Origin of the sequence: Actinophytocola sp. NPDC049390 (genome assembly GCF_044466355.1) — a bacterium.
In the GTDB taxonomy this organism is placed as follows: Bacteria; Actinomycetota; Actinomycetes; order Mycobacteriales; family Pseudonocardiaceae; genus Actinophytocola.
Map to the genome: position 1 here is coordinate 1,039,956 of NZ_JBITMQ010000001.1, position 16,407 is coordinate 1,056,362.

The following is a 16,407-nucleotide window of genomic DNA, read 5'->3' on the forward strand; positions in this document are numbered from 1 at the left end:
CCGGTGGGTGCTGGCCCGTGTCTCCCAGTGAGCGGAGCTTGCGGAGCGACCGGCAGCGCCTTGCGTGGAGGTGACGGAGTGGACGAGTCGATCACGGTGAAGCGGGTCCGGCACGCGCTGGTCGTCGGACGGCTCGACGCGGACGGCGCCGCGGTGCTGCTGGCCGCGAACCTGCCGCCGAAGCGGGACCGCACGTTCGTCGTGGTCGGCGCCTCGTCGGTCGGCGCGATGAACAGGCTCGACCCGTGGGTGGTCGCCGACCTCGCCGACGAGGTGCACGGCGACCTCTGCGTCGTGGCACCGGGTTTCGGTTCGATGGGCGGCGACCAGGCGCTCCCACCCGCACGGCTGCTCGCCGACCGGCTGGGCGTGGAGGTCACCGCCGCCGACGGTCACCCGGTCGGACTCGCGGACGGCAGCGTGTTCGTGCCCGGCCCGACGGCGGGCTGGGTGTCGTTCCGCCCGGGCGGCAGCCGGACCCGCGTCGGCGCGCGGTTGCCCGCGCCGTGGTGGCAGGACGGCCTCCCCCCGAACGACGACCGGATCACGCACGTGCCCGCCGGGCTGTGGGTCCGCGCACCCGGCGCGCCCGACCGGCCCGACGACCCCCTGGCGCGCCGGGCGCCCGACCCGGACCGGATGTACGTGGTGCTCGGCGCGCCGGGGGAGCGGCCGCCGACCGCGACGGTCGTGGCGGGGGTGCTGCGGTCGCTCCCGGACGAGGGGCGGGACCGGGCGGTGCTGGTGTGGTACGGCTCCGGCCGCGGAGTCGACGCGCGTGCCCGTGCCGTGGCGGTGGAGTTGGGCGCACCGGTGCGGGTCGCGCACGGGGTGCCCGGCGACGACGGGCTGCGGTACGTCGACGAGGCCGGTGTCGCGCACTGGCGGCCGTTCGCCATGGAGAGCGTGTACCGGCCGGACGAGCCGCCCGTGCTGGACCGCTGGGTGGCGCCGCCCGCGCTCGCGATGGCCGGGCCGGGGACCTATCGGCTGACCGGCGGGTGGCAGGTGGATGTCGTGCCGCGTGGGCTGATCGTGCGGCCCACCTCGCTGCGCGTGTTCCCCGCGCCGGTGGCGACCGAGACCGGCGCCACGGCCGACATCCTGCTCGCCGCCGACGCACCGGTGCCCGCCGAGGTAGTGACCGCGCTCGACCGTCTGGTGCGTGCGCTGCCCCCGGACGCGAGGGGAAACCTGCGGATCGTGCCCGTCGGCACACACGCGGAGACCGCGGCGGCGGGTGTCGAGGCCGTGGACCGGGTGGTCACCGACACCGAGGCGGCGGATCCCGCGCGGCCCGAACCTCCGGTTCTCGTTCCGGCGCCCGTCGGCGCGGTGACCGTGTTGCCCGACGGCCGGATCGTCCCCGCCGCACCGATCCTCGCCATCCCGTCCGAGGGCGTGCCGAACGTGGACATCCAGGACGGCGTGCTGGTGGTCCCGCTGGCCGACGACGACCCGCCCTCGGCCGACCTGCCCGAGGAGGACGCCGTCCGACACCTCCCGCGGCACGAGGCGTCCGCCGTGGCGCCGAGCCTGCACCGAGCCGGTGTCGTGCCGGAGCAGGCGGCCGAACCGGCCGTCGCTCCGATACTCGGTGGGATACGGGTCCTTCCGGTCGCCCTGACGACCCTCGACGAGCGGCCGGAGTCCGGCGCGGCTTTCCTCGCGTCGCCGGGCATTCCCGAGGCGGACCCGGCGCCGGTGGCGCGGATCCCGGTGGCCGCCGCGGTCGCCGCGACCCTGAACGGGTCCACGCCTCCGCCACCCGCGCCCCCGGCGATCCCGGCGACCATGTCGTCGAGCCCGGTGCCGCGGCAGGCGACACGTGCCGAGGACCCGCCCGCTGTGCCGCCTCCCGCCGTCGTGTCCGCCACGGCCCCCATGCCTTCCGTTGCACCGCGGTCGGTTCCCGCGCCGCCCGCCGCGACCGGGGACGGAACGGAGTCGGTGGCCGGGTTGTTGCCGGGGCGGGCGGTGCGGCGGACGGCGCCCGTGGCCCCGCCGTCGGTCGTCGAGGTGCCCGAGAACGCCCGCAGCACGGCGGAACAACGCCGGGCCATGCGCGCGGCGCTCGGCTCGCGCTACGACGTCGCCACCAGGGCGGTCACGAAGCTGCTGTCCGAGCGCCCCGGACTGCGGTTCGGCGTGGGGGACCGGGCCGCGCTGCTCGCCGAACTGGCCGTGGTGCGGGTGTTCGCCGACGATCCCGGCGCGCGGTACGACGCCGACTTCTACGTCTGCCTCGCCGACGGGCTGCGGCGGCTGCCCACTGCCCGAGCCGTTGTCGTGCGCGGCATCCCGGCCGACACCGACGTCGAACCCGGCGCCGCGCTGCGGCTCCCGGTACCGGTCATCGCCGCGCCCGCCACCGCATCCGCCGGACCCGCCGAGGCGCTGATCTGGACCACCACCGCCCGCAGGCTCGAGGGACTGCTCGACGAACCGGACCGGAGCAGCGAGGTCGTCCTGCCCGGGCACACCCGGCTGCGGGTGCTGGCCGTCGAACCGGCTCCGGTCCGCCGGGTGCTGCTCGCCGAGGACGGGGCGGCCGGGGACGCCGCCCTGCGCCGGCTCCGGGCGGCGGCAGCGGCCCGGCCGGAGAGCGCGGCCGAGCCCGACAGCCGGTGGTTCGGCCCGCTTCCCGCGGCGTGAGAGGAGAACCCGTGGACCGTCATCAGAACCTGCTCGCCCGTGCCGGCCACGCCCCGGACGGATGGCTGGTCATCGCCCGTGAGGCGCTCGCCGACGAGGACACCGCACGGCTCGACGCGCTGTGCGAGGCGCTCGACGCCGGGAAACCGCGGCGGGCGGACCACCTCTTCGCGCCGGTGCGGACCGGGCACGAGGAGGCGGACGCGGCCACGGTGAACGTGGTCGCGAACGCGGGTGCCCAGGCCTGCTGGGCGACCGTGCGCGACGGCACCGACCGGGTGTACCTCGTGCAGGCGGACGGCGATCTGCCCGCGATCACGGCCGCCGCGCAGCGCAGGCTGGAGGACGTGGTCGACACGCCCATGGTGGAGGTGTTCGGGCCGACCGACTCGTTGCCCGTCTACCACGAGCGCGCCCTCCTCGCCGCGACCCTGTTGTGGTCGAGCACCCCGGCACACCCCGTGCGCACGGCGCGTGCGTTCGACGGCGCGGGCGATGACGGGCCCTGGTTCGAACCGGGGCACGAGCTCGTGGTCGATCCCGCGGAACGCAGGCGGCTGCTGGACTTCCTGACCGCGGGGGACGTGGTGCTCACGGCGGACGCACCGCTCGCGGACGTGTTCAACGGCGCCGCCACCGTCCCGGCGAGCCTGCGGTCCGACGGCACGTGGGTGTGGTCGGACGCCTCCCGGTACTACCTCGACCGCTACCAGCTGGCACCGGACGCCGAACTCGTCCGGCACGCCATGTCTGTCCCGCCTGCGGGGCGGCTGGACCCCCTTGCCCGCCACCATGTCCGCGCGGCCCTCACCCCGCACCCGGCCGACCAGGAGGACGCAACGTGACGACCAGGATGACCGGAGTCCGGTCGGTGCTCGGCGTCTCGCCGACCGAACCGGACTGCTTCCGCACCGTCGGCGACGCCATCAGCGCGGCCCGCGACGGTGACGTCATCGCCGTGCGGCCCGGCGTCTACCCGGAGTCGATCGTGCTGGACCGGGACGTGACGCTGTCCGGTTCCGGGTCGCCAGGCGAGGTCCGCATCGAGGCGGCCGGCGCGCCGGTGCTGCGGGTGACCGTCGAACACGTCGAGGTGTCGGGCATCGAGTTCGCGCATTCCGGCGGGGAGGTCGCGGTCGACCTGCGGTCCGGGGTGCTGAACCTGGACGAGTGCGTGGTCGCCGCCGACTCCGAGGTCGCGGTCGTGGCACGCCGGGGCGGGGTGTTCCGGGCGGGCGCCACCACGGTGCGCAACCCGGGCGGCGCCGGGGTGCTGGTGTTCGACGGCGCCAAGGCGGAGCTGACCGGCTGCACGTTCACCTCGGTCGGCACGACCGCGGTCGTCGCCCGCTCCGGTGGCACGCCCACCATGGTGGACTGCGTGGTCGCCGAGGCGAAGGGCGCGGTGCTGGCGGCCGACGGCGGTCGCGGCGAGCTGCGTCGCTGCCGCATCACCGACATCTCCGGCACGGCGATCGTCGTCGAGGAGAGCAGCGAGCTGACCGTCACCGACACCGATCTGTCCACCGTGGACGGTGTGGGGGTGCTGTCGGCGGGCGGGTCGCGGCCGGTGCTGCGCGACTGCCGGATCACCGACACGACCGCGCAGGCGATCGTGGTGGTGCAGAACGCGTCCGTGGAACTGGACCGGGTCACCGTGGACGGCGCCCGAGGGCACGCGGTACAGGTGCTGGACGGCTCCACCGCGGACCTGACCGACTGCGTGGTCACCGGCGCCGCGCACGACGCGGTGGTCGCCGGTGCGGACGGTGTGATCCGCATGGCTGGCTGTGAGATCACCGGCGGGGTCGGGCACGGTGTGCTGGCCGAGCGACAGGCCCGGATCACCGTGCGGGACACCAGGGTCGTCGGCGCCGGGGCCGCGGGCGTGCTCGCGCGCGACCAGACCCGGCTGGAGGTCGACGGCGGCGAGGTGCGTGAGTGCCAGAGCGGTGTCGTGTGGCGCGGGCAGGCGGGTGGGTCGATCACCGGGTGCGCGGTGCGCGACAACCTCGGCGACGGCATCGCCGTGCTCTCCGAGGAGGACGTGCAGGTCACCGACTGCGTCGCGGAACGCAACCTGGGCGACGACACCCGGCTGCCGGGCGGCACCCGGTCCGCACTCACCGCCGACGAGTCCACAGTGGACACCAAGCCGCCCGCCGGGGACGCCGACGAGCTGGAGGACCTGCTCGCCGAGCTGAGCGAGCTCGTCGGGCTGGACGGGGTCAAGCGCGAGGTGGAGACGTTGGTGCGGCTGCACCAGATGTCCGAGCGGCGCGCGCAGGCGGGGCTGCCGTCGCCGCCGTTGTCGCGGCACCTCGTGTTCACGGGCGCGCCCGGCACCGGCAAGACCACCGTCGCGCGGCTCTACGGCCGCATCCTCACCGCGCTCGGCGTGCTGAGGTCCGGGCAGCTGGTCGAGGTCGCGCGGCCGGACCTGGTCGCGTCGGTGGTCGGCGGCACGGCGATCAAGACCACCGAGATGTTCACCAAGGCCATCGGCGGGGTGCTGTTCATCGACGAGGCGTACACGCTGTCGGCGGGCAACAACGGCGGTGGCGGCCCCGACTTCGGCCGCGAGGCGATCGACACGCTGGTGAAGCTGATGGAGGACCACCGCGACGAGGTCGTGGTGATCGTCGCGGGCTACACCAACGACATGCGGTCGTTCCTCGCCGCGAACCCCGGTCTGTCGTCCCGGTTCTCGCGGACCATCGAGTTCGCCGACTACTCGTCGGCCGAGCTGGTCACGATCGTCGAGGGGCTGTGCCGCGGTCACGACTACCGGCTCGAGTTCGAGACCAGGGCGGCCCTGCACACGTACTTCACGAACCTTCCCCGCGACGCCGCGTTCGGCAACGGCCGCACCGCGCGGAAGGTGTTCGAGGAGATGCTCGGCAGGCAGGCGTACCGGCTGGCCGACGACCCAGACGCCGGGCACGTCGCGCTCACCCGGCTCCTCCCGGACGACCTCGGGCCGCTGCCGGGCTCGTCGGTCGGCGCGGGCGCCGGGCGCGTGGACGAGGAACGGATCGAGCAGCTGCTCTCCACATTGCGCGGGCTCGTCGGCCTGGACGAGGTCAAGGCTGAGGTGTCCGACATGGTCGACCTGCTCGCGTCCGCCCGGCGGCGGCAGGCGATGGGACTGCCCGCGCCGTCGGTGAGCAGACACCTGATCTTCGCGGGGCCGCCCGGTACCGGTAAGACGACGGTGGCGCGGCTGTACGGGTCGCTGCTCGCCGCGCTGGGGGTGCTGGCGCAGGGACAGGTCACGGAGGTGGCGCGTGCGGACCTGGTCGGGGAGTACGTCGGCCACACCGCGCGGCGCACCACGGAGGCGTTCGACCGCGCGCGGGGAGGGGTGCTGTTCATCGACGAGGCGTACACGCTGTCGTCGAGCCGGGGCAGCGGCCACGACTTCGGCCGCGAGGCCATCGACACGCTGGTGAAGTTGATGGAGGACCACCGCGACGAGGTGGTCGTCATCGCGGCGGGGTACGAGCGGGAGATGGGCGGGTTCCTGGCGGCCAACCCCGGCCTGTCGTCGCGGTTCTCCCACCGCGTCCGGTTCGCCGACTACACGCCGGACGAGCTGGTCACGATCGTCAACCAGCACGCCACGACCGCGGGGTACGAGTGCACGGGGCCGACGGTGGCGGCGCTGCGGACGCACTTCGCGAAGATGCGGCGCGGCGAGTCGTTCGGCAACGGCCGCTACGCCCGGCAGATCCTCGACGAGGCGATCGCCCACCACGCCCGCCGCACGCGCTCGCTGACCGACCCCACGATGGACGACCTGTGCCTGCTGCTGCCGCAGGACGTGCCCCCGCCGCCACGCCCGGAACCGACCGCGTGACGCGCCAACGCACCGAAGGACCCCTTCGGTGCGTTGGGCGTGCTGATGGCGTCCTTCAGCACTTCCGGGTCAGGCGGCTTCCAGTTGCCTGCCCGGGACCAGGGTGCGCAGTGCGCGCAGGGCGTTGTGCAGCCTGCTCTTCACCGTCCCCGCGGGCACGCCGAGCGCCTTGGCGGCGGACGCGGCCGTGCGGTCGGCGTAGTAGACCTCGACGAGCGTGTCGCGGTGGACCGGGGACATCCGCTCGAGGATCGCGTTCACCACGACCCTCGTCTCCACCTCGTCGCTCGCCGGGGGCAGGACGACGGTGTACTCGAGGTCCTGGTCGGGCAGCTCGACCTCGGTGGGCCGGGCGCGTCTGCCGCGGTGCTGGTCGACCGCGATGTTGTGCGCCACCCGCATCAGCCAGCCGCGGACCGAGCCGTGGTTCTCCGTGAGCCGGTCGAGGTTGCGCCACGCCCGTACCCACGTCTCCTGCACCACGTCCTCCGCCGCGTGCCGGTCGCCGCCCGTCAGGCGGTTGGCGTAGTTCTGGAGAGCCGCGCCGTGTGCTCTCATCACCGCGTCGATGCTGACCCCGCTGCCGGCCATGTCCCGACCTCCCCGTCTCGCTTGCGCTACGAGGAGAAGCGTCGCCTCGGCGGACGGCGAAGTCGCTGGGGCTTTCCCTCCAGGTCAGGGGGTTATCCCGCGTCGCGACGTAGGGATAACCCCATTGACCAACCCTGCGTCACGACAGGGCGGAGCAGGGCGTGGCATCCGGGTCATCCGCGGCACCCGGAACCCACCGGATGTCACGGAACGTCACGTCGAGCGGTCCCTGGGCGTAGACGAGGAACGGCGTGTTGACCATGGTCTTGTCGAGGCCCGCCGCGGTGAAGCAGGTCAGCGGGATGGTGACCTCGGTCCGTGACCCGACCGGCAGGCCCTTGAACAACTCGGTGACGTCCAGCTCCGCGCCGCACGGGTAGCGGCAGTGGGTCGCGAGCGACGTCGTGCCCGCGCCGGAGGAGTGCACCGACACGGAGAACCGCAGCGCGCCCTTGCCGTCCACGTAGGACGACAGGTCCTTCGTCGCGTTCACCGTCTGCAGGTAGACCTGGGCGGGCTCACCGCCCCGCCACGTGACCCGCAGCCCGTCGGAGACCCTCGCCGCGATCGCCGCGTGCGCCGCCGACCCACCGGTCAGCTCCGTGCCGTCCCACTTCTCCGCGGACGCGATGAACGCCCGGTACGGCCCGACGAAGTCGTCCCCGAACACCGTGAGCGGCGGGGGCGGCGGGGCCGGCGCGTTCACGGACGCCTCCGCGGAGCCGGTGCCCGGGGCCGCGACCGTGGCGGGCGGTGCGCCCGCGGCCGTGCGGGTGGTCGTCGTGGGTGCCGCGTCCGTCGTGGCCGGGGCGGTGGCGGTCGGCCGCTCGGACCTGGTGCCCGCGGCCGCGTCGACGTCGTTGCCGTCGTTGATGGCGTCGTCGCTCCCGCCCACCATGATCAGCGCGGTGATGAGCGTGGCGACCACGACGATGACCGCCGCGGCCGCCGGTACCAGCCAGCGGCGTCTGCCCGTCGGCGGTGGCACCACCGGGTCGCCGACGGGTGCGGGCACGGCGGGTGGGGCAGCGGGTGCGGGCTGGTGCACCGCCGCCCCCGCGACGGTCGCGGCGCCGAGCGCGACGGTGAACTTCGGGTGCTGCGACACCCGCACCGGCTTGTCGAACTCCTCGAACACCAGCTGTGTCACGAGCGGGATCCGGGACGAGCCACCGGCGAGCAGCACCGCGGACAGGTCCTCGTCCCGCAGCCCCGCCGACGCGATCGTGCGCCGCAGCGCGCCGATCGTCAGCTCCACGGACGGTGTGATCGCGGCGTTGAAGTCCCGTCGCGTGATCGTCACCTCGCGGGGCCCGGAGGGCAGTGGCACGGTCAGCGTCACGTCCGGTTCGGTGGACAGCTCGATCTTCGCCCGCACGCACAGGGCGCGGAGGTCGGCGAGCGCGTCCGCGGGGTCGAGCCTGCCGATCGCGCCGTCGAGGCGTTCGTCGACGTGGGCGAGGAGCGCGTCGTCGAAGTCCATGCCACCGAGGTGCTCGACGCCTTCCGGGGTGCCGAGGATCTCCATGGTGCCGGCCCGCATCCGCAGGACGGTGGTGTCCAGCGTGCCGCCGCCGAGGTCGTAGACCGCGACGGTCTCGCCGTCGCCGAGCGTGCGTTCGCGGCTGTAGTGCCGGGCCGCGGCCTCGGGTTCGGTGATCAGCTGGTAGTCGGTGATCCCGGCGAGCCTGGGCACCTCGGCGAACTGCTCGCGGCGGTAGGGACCCCAGATCGCCGGGCAGGTGAGCACGATCGAGTCCGGCGGCCCGCCCATCGCCCTGCTCACCTGGTCGAGCACGTCGCGGAGCTGCGCGGCCATCAGCGCGGCGGGGGAGTAGGCGGCACCGCCGATCATGAGCGGCGTCGGGTCGCCGAGACGGCGTTTGAAGCCGTGGGCGAGCCGGGCCGGGTTGTCGGCCGCGGCCTGGATGGCGGCGCTGCCGGTCAGCAGCTTCCCCTCCGCGGTGTGACAGGCGACGGCGGGCACCACTATGTCGTGTGTCAGCGCCACCATCCGGGTACCGTCCACGTGGCTGACGGCGGCCGCGGTGAATGTGGTGCCCAGGTCGATACCGACCGCGTAGCGCACGAACCCCTCCCTGTGATCAGTCCCCGCGCCATCAAAGCAACCCCAAGCAAGTCAAGTCAATCACAGATAATCGCAGGTTGATTACGGTACGCAGCAACAGGGTGCGGGGGATATCCCTACCTGGCGGGAGGGGCCACACCCTTGTCACGCGAGGGCACGCCGAGAACGCTGGCAGAGTGCTTGGTGTGGTCGCGCGGGTGCGCCGTCTGGGTGCGTGGTTGCCGGGGCTGCTCCGTCCACCCGGCAGGGTGCACGTGCGGCAGCGTGCCGGTCTGGAACGGACGCTGCACGACGGCGCGGTCGCCGACATCTCGGTGCTCGCCCTGGAACTCGGCATGATCTCGGCGACCTCGGGCGACGTCCGCGTCGAGGAGAAGGTCGCGGCGGCGCAGGAACGCGTGATGGCCATCCTCGAGAACCTGCGCCGCGTCGGCTCGATGATCTACCCGCCGGTGCTGGCGAGCTCCGGGCTCGGCCCGGGCCTGCGGGCCGTCGCCGAACACCAGGGTCTCCGGCTCCTGCGGCTCGACCTCCCGGCGGGCGAACTCGGTGCGGAGGCGCGCTCCCGCGCCGGACTGCTCATCGCCGACCACTTCCAGACCCTGCGCCAGGGCAGCCTGGTGTCCGTGCGCGTCCGGGGTCGCAGGCTGGTGCGCGTGCACATCACCGACCAGGAACCCGGTGCCGCACAGCGCCGTGAGTACCGCGCACTGTTGCGCTGCGCATGATCGCGGTGTCGGGCGATCGCCTGACATCACGACGGTTCCGCCCCTTCTAGCGTCGCTCGTGGCCCACCCGGAACCACGGAAGGAACACGGCGACATGTACCAGGCACCGTCGAGATCGACGGCGATGTTGACGGCGACCTGGGTGATCACGTCGATCGTGGGGCTCGCCTACACGGGCCTGTTCGTGCTGATGGCTCTCGGTGCGCTGGACGAGATCGAGACGTTCGAGGACGTCAAGGCGATGAAGGCGGGCGGCGCCCAGGTGACGAACACCGTCGCGGACCTGGACGCGTCCATCGCCGAGAACGAGCTGGCGATCGTCGTGTTCCTCACCGGCGCCGCGCTCACACTCCCGCTCGTGGTCGTGAGCCTCCTCGGGCGCACGGGACGGGCCTGGGTGCGGGCGCTCGCGACCACCTTCCTGCTGCCCGCGATCGTCGTGATCGTCTTCGGCGTCATCCACGACATCGCGGACGGCCACCCCGAGAACGCGGTCGCCTTCGCGTTGACCGTGCCCGCGATCGTGCTGCTCGTCGCGTGGTGGCTCCCGGCCACCACGCGCGCAATGGCCGCGCGGCGGGCCAGGTACCTGCCCGTCGCGCAGCCGTACCACCCGGCGTACCGGTAGCGCGCGGAGTCAGTGCTCCGGCGTGTCCGGCACGCGGACGTAGTCCACGACGAGCGTGTTCGGGAACGGGGTGCTGTCCGGGTCGCCGGGCCAGTAGCCGCCGAGGCGAGGTTGAGGATCAGGAAGACGGGCCTCGAAGTGGCCGTAGGTCTGGGGGAAGCAGCCACTTGGCGCCGTCGGCGGGGGCGCCCTCGGGTCGTGAGAACCTGAAAGTCGCCTGCCGTAACCGGCTCCGACAGGCCGTTCGGGCACCGCGCGGGCAGACTCGGGCGCATGACGACCTTCGGGGAACGCTGACATGCGCGCGGCCGGGATGGTGTTGCACCCGCGGCGGGACTCCGCGGCGGCGGTGCGCGCGATTCTGGGCTGGGCGGCGAACCGGGGGATCGAGATCCTCGGGATCGCGGACGAGGTCGCGCGGCTCGACTGCGCGGCGGTCGCGGTGAGCCCGGAGGAGCTGGCCGCCCGGTCCGACCTGCTGGTCAGCCTCGGCGGCGACGGCACGATGCTGCGCGCGATGCGGCTGGCCGACCGGCAACGGGCGCCGGTGCTCGGCGTGAACCTGGGCAAGCTCGGCTTCCTCGCCGAGGTGGACGTCCCCGATCTGCCCGCCGCGCTGTCGGCCATCGACGACCACCAGTTCACCGTCGAGCCACGACTGGCCGTCGACGCGCGGCTCGGCGACCGGACCGTCACGGCCTTCAACGACGTCGCCGTGGCGCGGGTGCCCGGCGACGGCAGCGCGGTCGTCGCGGTGGGGGTGGCCGGGCAGGAGTTCGTCAGCTACGCCGCCGACGCCGTCATCGTCGCCACCCCGACCGGGTCGACGGCCTACAGCTTCTCGGCGGGCGGCCCGATCACGAGCCCGGCCGTGGAGGCGCTGCTCGTCACCCCGGCCGCGCCGCATTCCGCGTACAGCCGGGGCGTGGTGCTGTCCGTGCACGACACGGTGGAGCTGACGATGCTGCCGACCAGCGGCCGCCTGGCGGTCGAGGTCGACGGTGAGGTCGCCGCCTACGTCGGGCCGGGTGACCGCATCGAGCTGCGTGCCCGCCCCGGCGCCGCCCGGGTCGTGCGCCTCGGCATGACGACCTTCTACCAGCGGGCCCGCCGCAAGCTCGGCCTCACCGACTCGCCGGAGATCCCGCGACTGCCCCCGGTCTGACAGTTCCGCGGACATCAGTGCGGCACCGTCCAGACGGCCGATACCCCCGACCGTCGGTTCCGACTACGTTGGGATGACTGGATCACGACGCGTCGGGGGTTGTGGTGATGGGATTACGAGGGCTGCTGCTCGCATCGCTGGTGGTGGCCGGATCGCTGGTGTCGCCGGGTTCGGGTGCCGCGGCCGGGACGTGGAGTCTCACCACCGCGCAGCGCCAGGCCTACCTGGCCCACTACGCGCCGCTGATCCTCAAACGCGGGGACGAGAACGACGGCCGGGAGGGCAGCGACTGGCTGTCCAACTACGACTTCGACCGCGACGGGAACTTCAGCGACAACCGGGTCGAGTGGCGCACGGTCGGCCGGTACGCGACCGCGGGCGCGAACCCGCACTGGCGGATCCGGCCCACGCTGTACACGGCGCTGATCGAGTACACGGAGAACGGGACGAAGAACCTCGTGCTGCTGTACCACGTCTACAACGCGGCCGACAAGGACTTCGCCGAGATCCACGACTGGGAGCGGATCGAGATCGTCCTGCGCGGGGTCACCGGCACGCCAGGAGCCGGGGAGAGCGTCGGGCACGTGACCGTCACGAGCCACAAGGACCACGTGATGCGCCGCGGCACCGACAGCGCCGTGAACTTCATGCCCACCGCGACGGGCAGGCACCTGTTGCTGTGGCAGGCGGATCACAGCAACTTCGACCCGCCGAGCATCAACCCGCACGCCCACGAACTGCGCTTCGCCACGACGCCGTGGAGCACGATCGCCGCGCGCATGAACGGCACCGGCACCGCCGAGACCGACATCAACAACGACAACGAGAAGAACGTGCACTACGCGTTCGTGCCGGAGAGTTCGACGGCCGCCGTTTCGGCGTGGCGCGCCCAGCCGGTCACGGCGGAGACGGCCGACGCGTTGGCGAGCAAGGCCGACAACGGCACGGCCGTGCCGTGGCAGGCGGTCAAGCGGGTCACGTACGAGCTGCAGGACCTCGCCGACGTCGTGCCGACCCACTGGCAGCACGCGAACTGGCAGACGCACTGGCTCGCCGACAAGTCCAGCGACGTCCTGCTGGCGAGCCCGGTGACGGCGGAGGACGGCACGGCCGTGGTCAGCGCCGGGTTGCAGCGCTTCTACACGGCGTCGCGGGACAGCGGCGCGTCCGATCTGACCGACGGTCGCGAGGGCGTGCTGTCCAAGAACTGGTTCTACGGCGCCTACTCCGGTGAGGAGAACGCCGACGAGATCTCCGGATCCGACGACTTCGGCGGCTACGAGGGCGTCGGGCTCGACAGCTCCGGCCGGAGCCGGGGGACGGCGAGCGGGGATCCGGCCTCCCACAACGCGTACTGGCGCCAGCACGACTTCTTCGTCCACACCGGCGCCGTCGACAGCGCGGACCACCGCGAGTCCGGTGTCTGGCTCACCGGCGGCTGGCACACCGCGGCGGCCGGTGGGTTCGACGGCCGGTGGGTCCAGCTCTTCGCCGACCGCCCGTGAGCGGCACGTCCGGGAAACTCCGGAAACTACGATCGCGTCAAGGTGCCCATGGCGCCCCACCGTGCTCGTTACGGTACGAGGCGTGACGAGCGAGTTCAGCGTGTTGCTGCGGGAGTTCCGGCGGCAGACGGCGTTGACGCAGGAGGTCCTGGCCGAACGCTCCGGTCTCGCGGTGCGCACCATCCGCAGGCTGGAGAAAGGGGAGAGCGCCAACCCGCAGCTGGACACCGTCCGGCTGCTCGCGGACGCGCTGAGCCTCAAGCCCGACGACCGCGCCCGGCTGCTGGCCGTCGCCGAGGGCGGGGACGCGCCGCGCCCCACCGGGAACCGGCTGGAGTCGGCATTGCACCGGCGGCTCGCCGAGGCCGCCGAGGACCTCGCGCACGCGGTCGGGGCCCGCTGGGTCAGGGAAGAGGAGCTTCGGCGCATCCAGGACCCCTTCCCGCTGCCGGTCAGGTGGGAGGTGGCGCCCGCCGACGTGATGGACCACTGGGCGAACGTCCGCCGCGTGCTGCCCGGGGAGTCGGCCACGCCGCTGGACCTCGCGGGCCGACTGCCCGAGATCGCCGACGTCTACCGCCGGATCCCGTCCGGGCGGCTGGTCGTGCTCGGGCGGGCCGGGTCGGGCAAGTCGGTGCTCGCGGCGCGGTTCGTCCTCGACGTGTTGCGGACCCGCGAGCACGGCGACCCCGTACCGGTCGTGTTCGACGTCGGGTCGTGGCACCCCGCCACCACGGAGTTCCGCGACTGGCTCGCGAACCAGCTGGTGCGTGACCACCCGGGGCTGGCGGCGGGCGGGGAGAACCTCGCGGCCGACCTGGTCGCGGCCGGGCACGTCCTGCCGGTACTGGACGGGTTCGACGAACTCGCCACCGGGCTGCACCGGACCGCGCTCGACGCGCTCAACGCCACCACGATGCCGATGGTGCTGACCAGCCGCCCCGGCGAGTACGCGCGGGTCGCCGCCGACGCGCTGACCGCCGCCGCGGCCGTCCGGCTGGTCGACCTCACCGTGCGCGACCTCGTCGACTACCTCCCGCGCACCAAGGGCGCCACCGCGTGGGACCCGGTCCTCGCCGCGCTGCGCGACGACCCAGAACGGCCCGCGTGCGTGAACCTCCGGGCGGTCCTCACCACCCCGCTGATGGTGGGGCTCGCCCGAGCCGTCTACAGCGGCCCCGACGGACGCGACCCGGCGGAGTTGCTGGACGCCGACCGGTTCGCCAGCCAGTACGCCATCGAGGACCACCTGCTCGGCAGCTTCATCCCCACGGTCTACCGCGACCGGGACGCCGGGCGGGCGCGTGGCTGGTTCGGGTATCTCGCGCTGCACGCGAACCGCCTCGGCACCCCCGACATCGCGTGGTGGCAACTGGCGCCGCGATGCGCCGGCTGTCGCGCACGCTCGTCGTCGGGCTGCTGTCCGGGGCGCTGATCGGGCTGGTCGGGGCGATCGCGGCGCTGGGCAACACGCTCGGGTTCGGGCTGGCGCTGGGGGTCGTGCACGGCGCCGGGATCACCTTCGGCGGCGGGGCCTTCGAACCGTCACGGGTCCAGTTCCGCCTTCGCGTCGAGGACCACGTGCTCCCGGCCGAGGCCGTCGCGAACCGCGAGCTGGGTTCCTGACACGTGGCCGAGGCGGTATCGGTCCCTCGGGGTCAGGCCGCCCGCCCGGCGGGGCGCAGGTGTGGTCGGCCGGTCGGGCCCGCGACGTCGAGGTCGCTCGGCTCCGCCCGGCCCGCCGCCGTGCCGTGGCCGGTCCCGGGCTGGGGTGCCCTCGCCGACTCCGGTGCGTCCGGGCGGTGGCGCCGGTTCACGATGACCATCAGCACCAGCCCCACCACGAGCAGGCCGTGCCCGAGCACGCGGGAGACCGGCGCCGCCCCGGTGACGAGGTCGTGGGTGGAGTAGGCGACCAGGACGACGAGAAAAGCCGCCAGCATCGGCACGAGCCCGGTGGTGGCCTGCGGCCGGAACGCGGCCCACAGCATGCCGATGCCCAGTGCGAGGTTCCACGCGACGCTCTCGTTGAACAGGTGCCCGGCGACCGCGGGCCCGACGCCGTGCGCCACGTGCGTGGCCGTGGTGCCGACGCCGACGAGCTGGCTCAGCCCGAGTGTCACCTGCGCGACGGCGACGCACACCAGCGCGCCCCGGATTCCCCATCCCTGCGCGGGTCCGAGCACGGGCGCGTCGGCGAGGACGGCCGCGCTCAGGTCCGGGACCGGCGCGGCGGGCCGCACCCGCACCAGCCGGTTCAGCTCCTCGGCACGACGCAGCCAGGCACGGCACGCACCGCACTCAGCCAGGTGCGCGTCGACCCGCGCGGCCGGGACGGGCTCGTCCTCGCCGTCCAGCCTGGCCGACAGGGACTCACGACACGTCAGGCACTCCACGGTCTCATTGTCGTGCCAAATGGGTCTGGGGTTCCCGGTGAACGGTCGGTTACTCTCCACGCCGTGGCGACTCCGCGGGGTGTTGACGAGCTGACCGAGTTGGCGATCGCCGCGGGCAAGGGGGACAGGGGCGCGCTGGAGCGGTTCGTCCGCGCCTCGCAGCGGGACGTGTGGCGCCTGGTGGCGCACCTCGCCGGCGTCGGGCTCGCCGACGACCTCACGCAGGAGACCTACCTTCGCGCACTGCCCAGCCTGCCCTCGTTCGCGGGCCGCGCGAGTGCCAGGACGTGGCTGATGTCCATCGCCCGCCGTGTCGTCGTCGACCACGTCAGGATGGCGACGTCCCGACCGCGGACCACCGGCGCGGTGGACTGGACGCGGGCGGCGGACCGCCTGCAGTCCGACAGCCTGGAGACCGCGCCGGGGTTCGAGGACGTCGTGGAGGTCAACGTCCTCCTCGGTGCGCTCATGCCCGAGCGCCGGGAAGCTCTGGTGCTGACCCAGGTGCTGGGAATGTCCTATGTGGAGGCCGCGGACGTGTGCGGTGTGCCGGTCGGCACGATCCGGTCCCGCGTCGCCAGGGCCAGGCAGGACCTCCTGGACGCCGACGAGGCCCGTCGGCACGGCGCGAGCTGACCCCCGCGGGCGTGCCGTCTCCACGAGTGACCGCGTTGCTCAGGGACCGCTGCCACCCAGTCGAGGACAAACCAGGCGAGTCGCGCGCTCGGACACCTCGAGTTGTGTGTTTCGTGCCGATCTTGATCGCGGGATGTGGCACGAAACCGACAACT

General features: G+C 73.4%; 14 protein-coding genes. 10 read left to right on the forward strand and 4 right to left on the reverse strand.

Annotated elements, in window-relative coordinates; all coding sequences use genetic code 11:
* Nucleotides 1–78: 78 nt before the first annotated feature.
* From ACIBVP_RS04700 to ACIBVP_RS04710, 3 genes are read left to right on the forward strand one after another with little or no spacing between them, the layout of a single operon-like run.
* Nucleotides 79–2,655, forward strand: coding sequence for a hypothetical protein (locus ACIBVP_RS04700; RefSeq protein ID WP_396104584.1), 2,577 nt, complete (start codon nt 79–81; stop codon nt 2,653–2,655).
* 11 nt (nt 2,656–2,666) lie between these two features.
* Nucleotides 2,667–3,500 (forward strand): hypothetical protein, encoded by an 834-nt coding sequence (locus ACIBVP_RS04705; RefSeq protein WP_396104585.1) that lies wholly within the window; start codon nt 2,667–2,669, stop codon nt 3,498–3,500.
* A complete protein-coding gene (locus ACIBVP_RS04710) occupies nt 3,497–6,514 on the forward strand; it encodes an AAA family ATPase (protein WP_396104586.1) in 3,018 nt (1,005 codons plus the stop codon). Before ACIBVP_RS04705 ends, ACIBVP_RS04710 begins: the two co-directional genes overlap by 4 nt.
* A gap of 69 nt (nt 6,515–6,583) precedes the next feature.
* Here ACIBVP_RS04710 and ACIBVP_RS04715 read toward each other — a convergent pair whose 3' ends face one another.
* Together ACIBVP_RS04715 and ACIBVP_RS04720 are read right to left on the reverse strand one after the other, a co-directional pair.
* The gene (locus tag ACIBVP_RS04715; protein ID WP_396104587.1) at nt 6,584–7,105 is read right to left on the reverse strand and encodes a sigma-70 family RNA polymerase sigma factor; all 522 of its coding nucleotides are present in this window, start codon (nt 7,103–7,105) and stop codon (nt 6,584–6,586) included.
* A gap of 139 nt (nt 7,106–7,244) precedes the next feature.
* The gene (locus ACIBVP_RS04720; protein ID WP_396104588.1) at nt 7,245–9,194 is read right to left on the reverse strand and encodes an Hsp70 family protein; all 1,950 of its coding nucleotides are present in this window, start codon (nt 9,192–9,194) and stop codon (nt 7,245–7,247) included.
* 176 nt (nt 9,195–9,370) lie between these two features.
* Here ACIBVP_RS04720 and ACIBVP_RS04725 point away from each other — a divergent pair, with 176 nt between their 5' ends.
* Together ACIBVP_RS04725 and ACIBVP_RS04730 are read left to right on the forward strand one after the other, a co-directional pair.
* Nucleotides 9,371–9,922, forward strand: coding sequence for a hypothetical protein (locus ACIBVP_RS04725; RefSeq protein WP_396104589.1), 552 nt, complete (start codon nt 9,371–9,373; stop codon nt 9,920–9,922).
* 124 nt (nt 9,923–10,046) lie between these two features.
* Nucleotides 10,047–10,550 carry a hypothetical protein gene (locus ACIBVP_RS04730; RefSeq protein ID WP_396104590.1) on the forward strand — a complete coding sequence of 168 codons (504 nt, stop codon included), beginning with the start codon at nt 10,047–10,049 and terminating at the stop codon, nt 10,548–10,550.
* A 9-nt stretch (nt 10,551–10,559) separates the two neighbouring features.
* On the opposite strand, the gene ACIBVP_RS04735 is transcribed toward ACIBVP_RS04730, so the two are convergent.
* Nucleotides 10,560–10,802 (reverse strand): hypothetical protein, encoded by a 243-nt coding sequence (locus ACIBVP_RS04735; protein WP_396104591.1) that lies wholly within the window; start codon nt 10,800–10,802, stop codon nt 10,560–10,562.
* 46 nt (nt 10,803–10,848) lie between these two features.
* Here ACIBVP_RS04735 and ACIBVP_RS04740 point away from each other — a divergent pair, with 46 nt between their 5' ends.
* The 4 genes from ACIBVP_RS04740 to ACIBVP_RS04755 all read left to right on the forward strand — a co-directional run bounded on the left by ACIBVP_RS04740 (nt 10,849) and on the right by ACIBVP_RS04755 (nt 14,846).
* Nucleotides 10,849–11,715 carry an NAD(+)/NADH kinase gene (locus ACIBVP_RS04740; protein ID WP_396104592.1) on the forward strand — a complete coding sequence of 289 codons (867 nt, stop codon included), beginning with the start codon at nt 10,849–10,851 and terminating at the stop codon, nt 11,713–11,715.
* A 107-nt stretch (nt 11,716–11,822) separates the two neighbouring features.
* Complete coding sequence (locus ACIBVP_RS04745) at nt 11,823–13,220, forward strand: hypothetical protein (protein WP_396104593.1); 1,398 nt, start codon at nt 11,823–11,825, stop codon at nt 13,218–13,220.
* A gap of 82 nt (nt 13,221–13,302) precedes the next feature.
* Nucleotides 13,303–14,655 (forward strand): helix-turn-helix domain-containing protein, encoded by a 1,353-nt coding sequence (locus ACIBVP_RS04750; RefSeq protein ID WP_396104594.1) that lies wholly within the window; start codon nt 13,303–13,305, stop codon nt 14,653–14,655.
* Nucleotides 14,604–14,846 (forward strand): hypothetical protein, encoded by a 243-nt coding sequence (locus ACIBVP_RS04755; protein WP_396104595.1) that lies wholly within the window; start codon nt 14,604–14,606, stop codon nt 14,844–14,846. Before ACIBVP_RS04750 ends, ACIBVP_RS04755 begins: the two co-directional genes overlap by 52 nt.
* 32 nt (nt 14,847–14,878) lie before the next feature.
* On the opposite strand, the gene ACIBVP_RS04760 is transcribed toward ACIBVP_RS04755, so the two are convergent.
* Nucleotides 14,879–15,616 (reverse strand): zf-HC2 domain-containing protein, encoded by a 738-nt coding sequence (locus ACIBVP_RS04760; RefSeq protein ID WP_396104596.1) that lies wholly within the window; start codon nt 15,614–15,616, stop codon nt 14,879–14,881.
* A gap of 63 nt (nt 15,617–15,679) precedes the next feature.
* Here ACIBVP_RS04760 and ACIBVP_RS04765 point away from each other — a divergent pair, with 63 nt between their 5' ends.
* Nucleotides 15,680–16,252, forward strand: a complete 573-nt coding sequence (locus ACIBVP_RS04765) for a sigma-70 family RNA polymerase sigma factor (RefSeq protein ID WP_396104597.1) — start codon at nt 15,680–15,682, stop codon at nt 16,250–16,252.
* Nucleotides 16,253–16,407 lie beyond the last annotated feature (155 nt).

Bases quoted from the DNA above. Each gene is read 5' to 3' on its own strand.
- ACIBVP_RS04740 (WP_396104592.1), top strand. From the start codon at position 10,849: ATGCGCGCGGCCGGGATGGTGTTGCACCCGCGGCGGGACTCCGCGGCG.
- ACIBVP_RS04715 (WP_396104587.1), bottom strand. From the start codon at position 7,105: ATGGCCGGCAGCGGGGTCAGCATCGACGCGGTGATGAGAGCACACGGC.
- ACIBVP_RS04745 (WP_396104593.1), top strand. From the start codon at position 11,823: ATGGGATTACGAGGGCTGCTGCTCGCATCGCTGGTGGTGGCCGGATCG.
- ACIBVP_RS04755 (WP_396104595.1), top strand. From the start codon at position 14,604: ATGCGCCGGCTGTCGCGCACGCTCGTCGTCGGGCTGCTGTCCGGGGCG.
- ACIBVP_RS04730 (WP_396104590.1), top strand. From the start codon at position 10,047: ATGTTGACGGCGACCTGGGTGATCACGTCGATCGTGGGGCTCGCCTAC.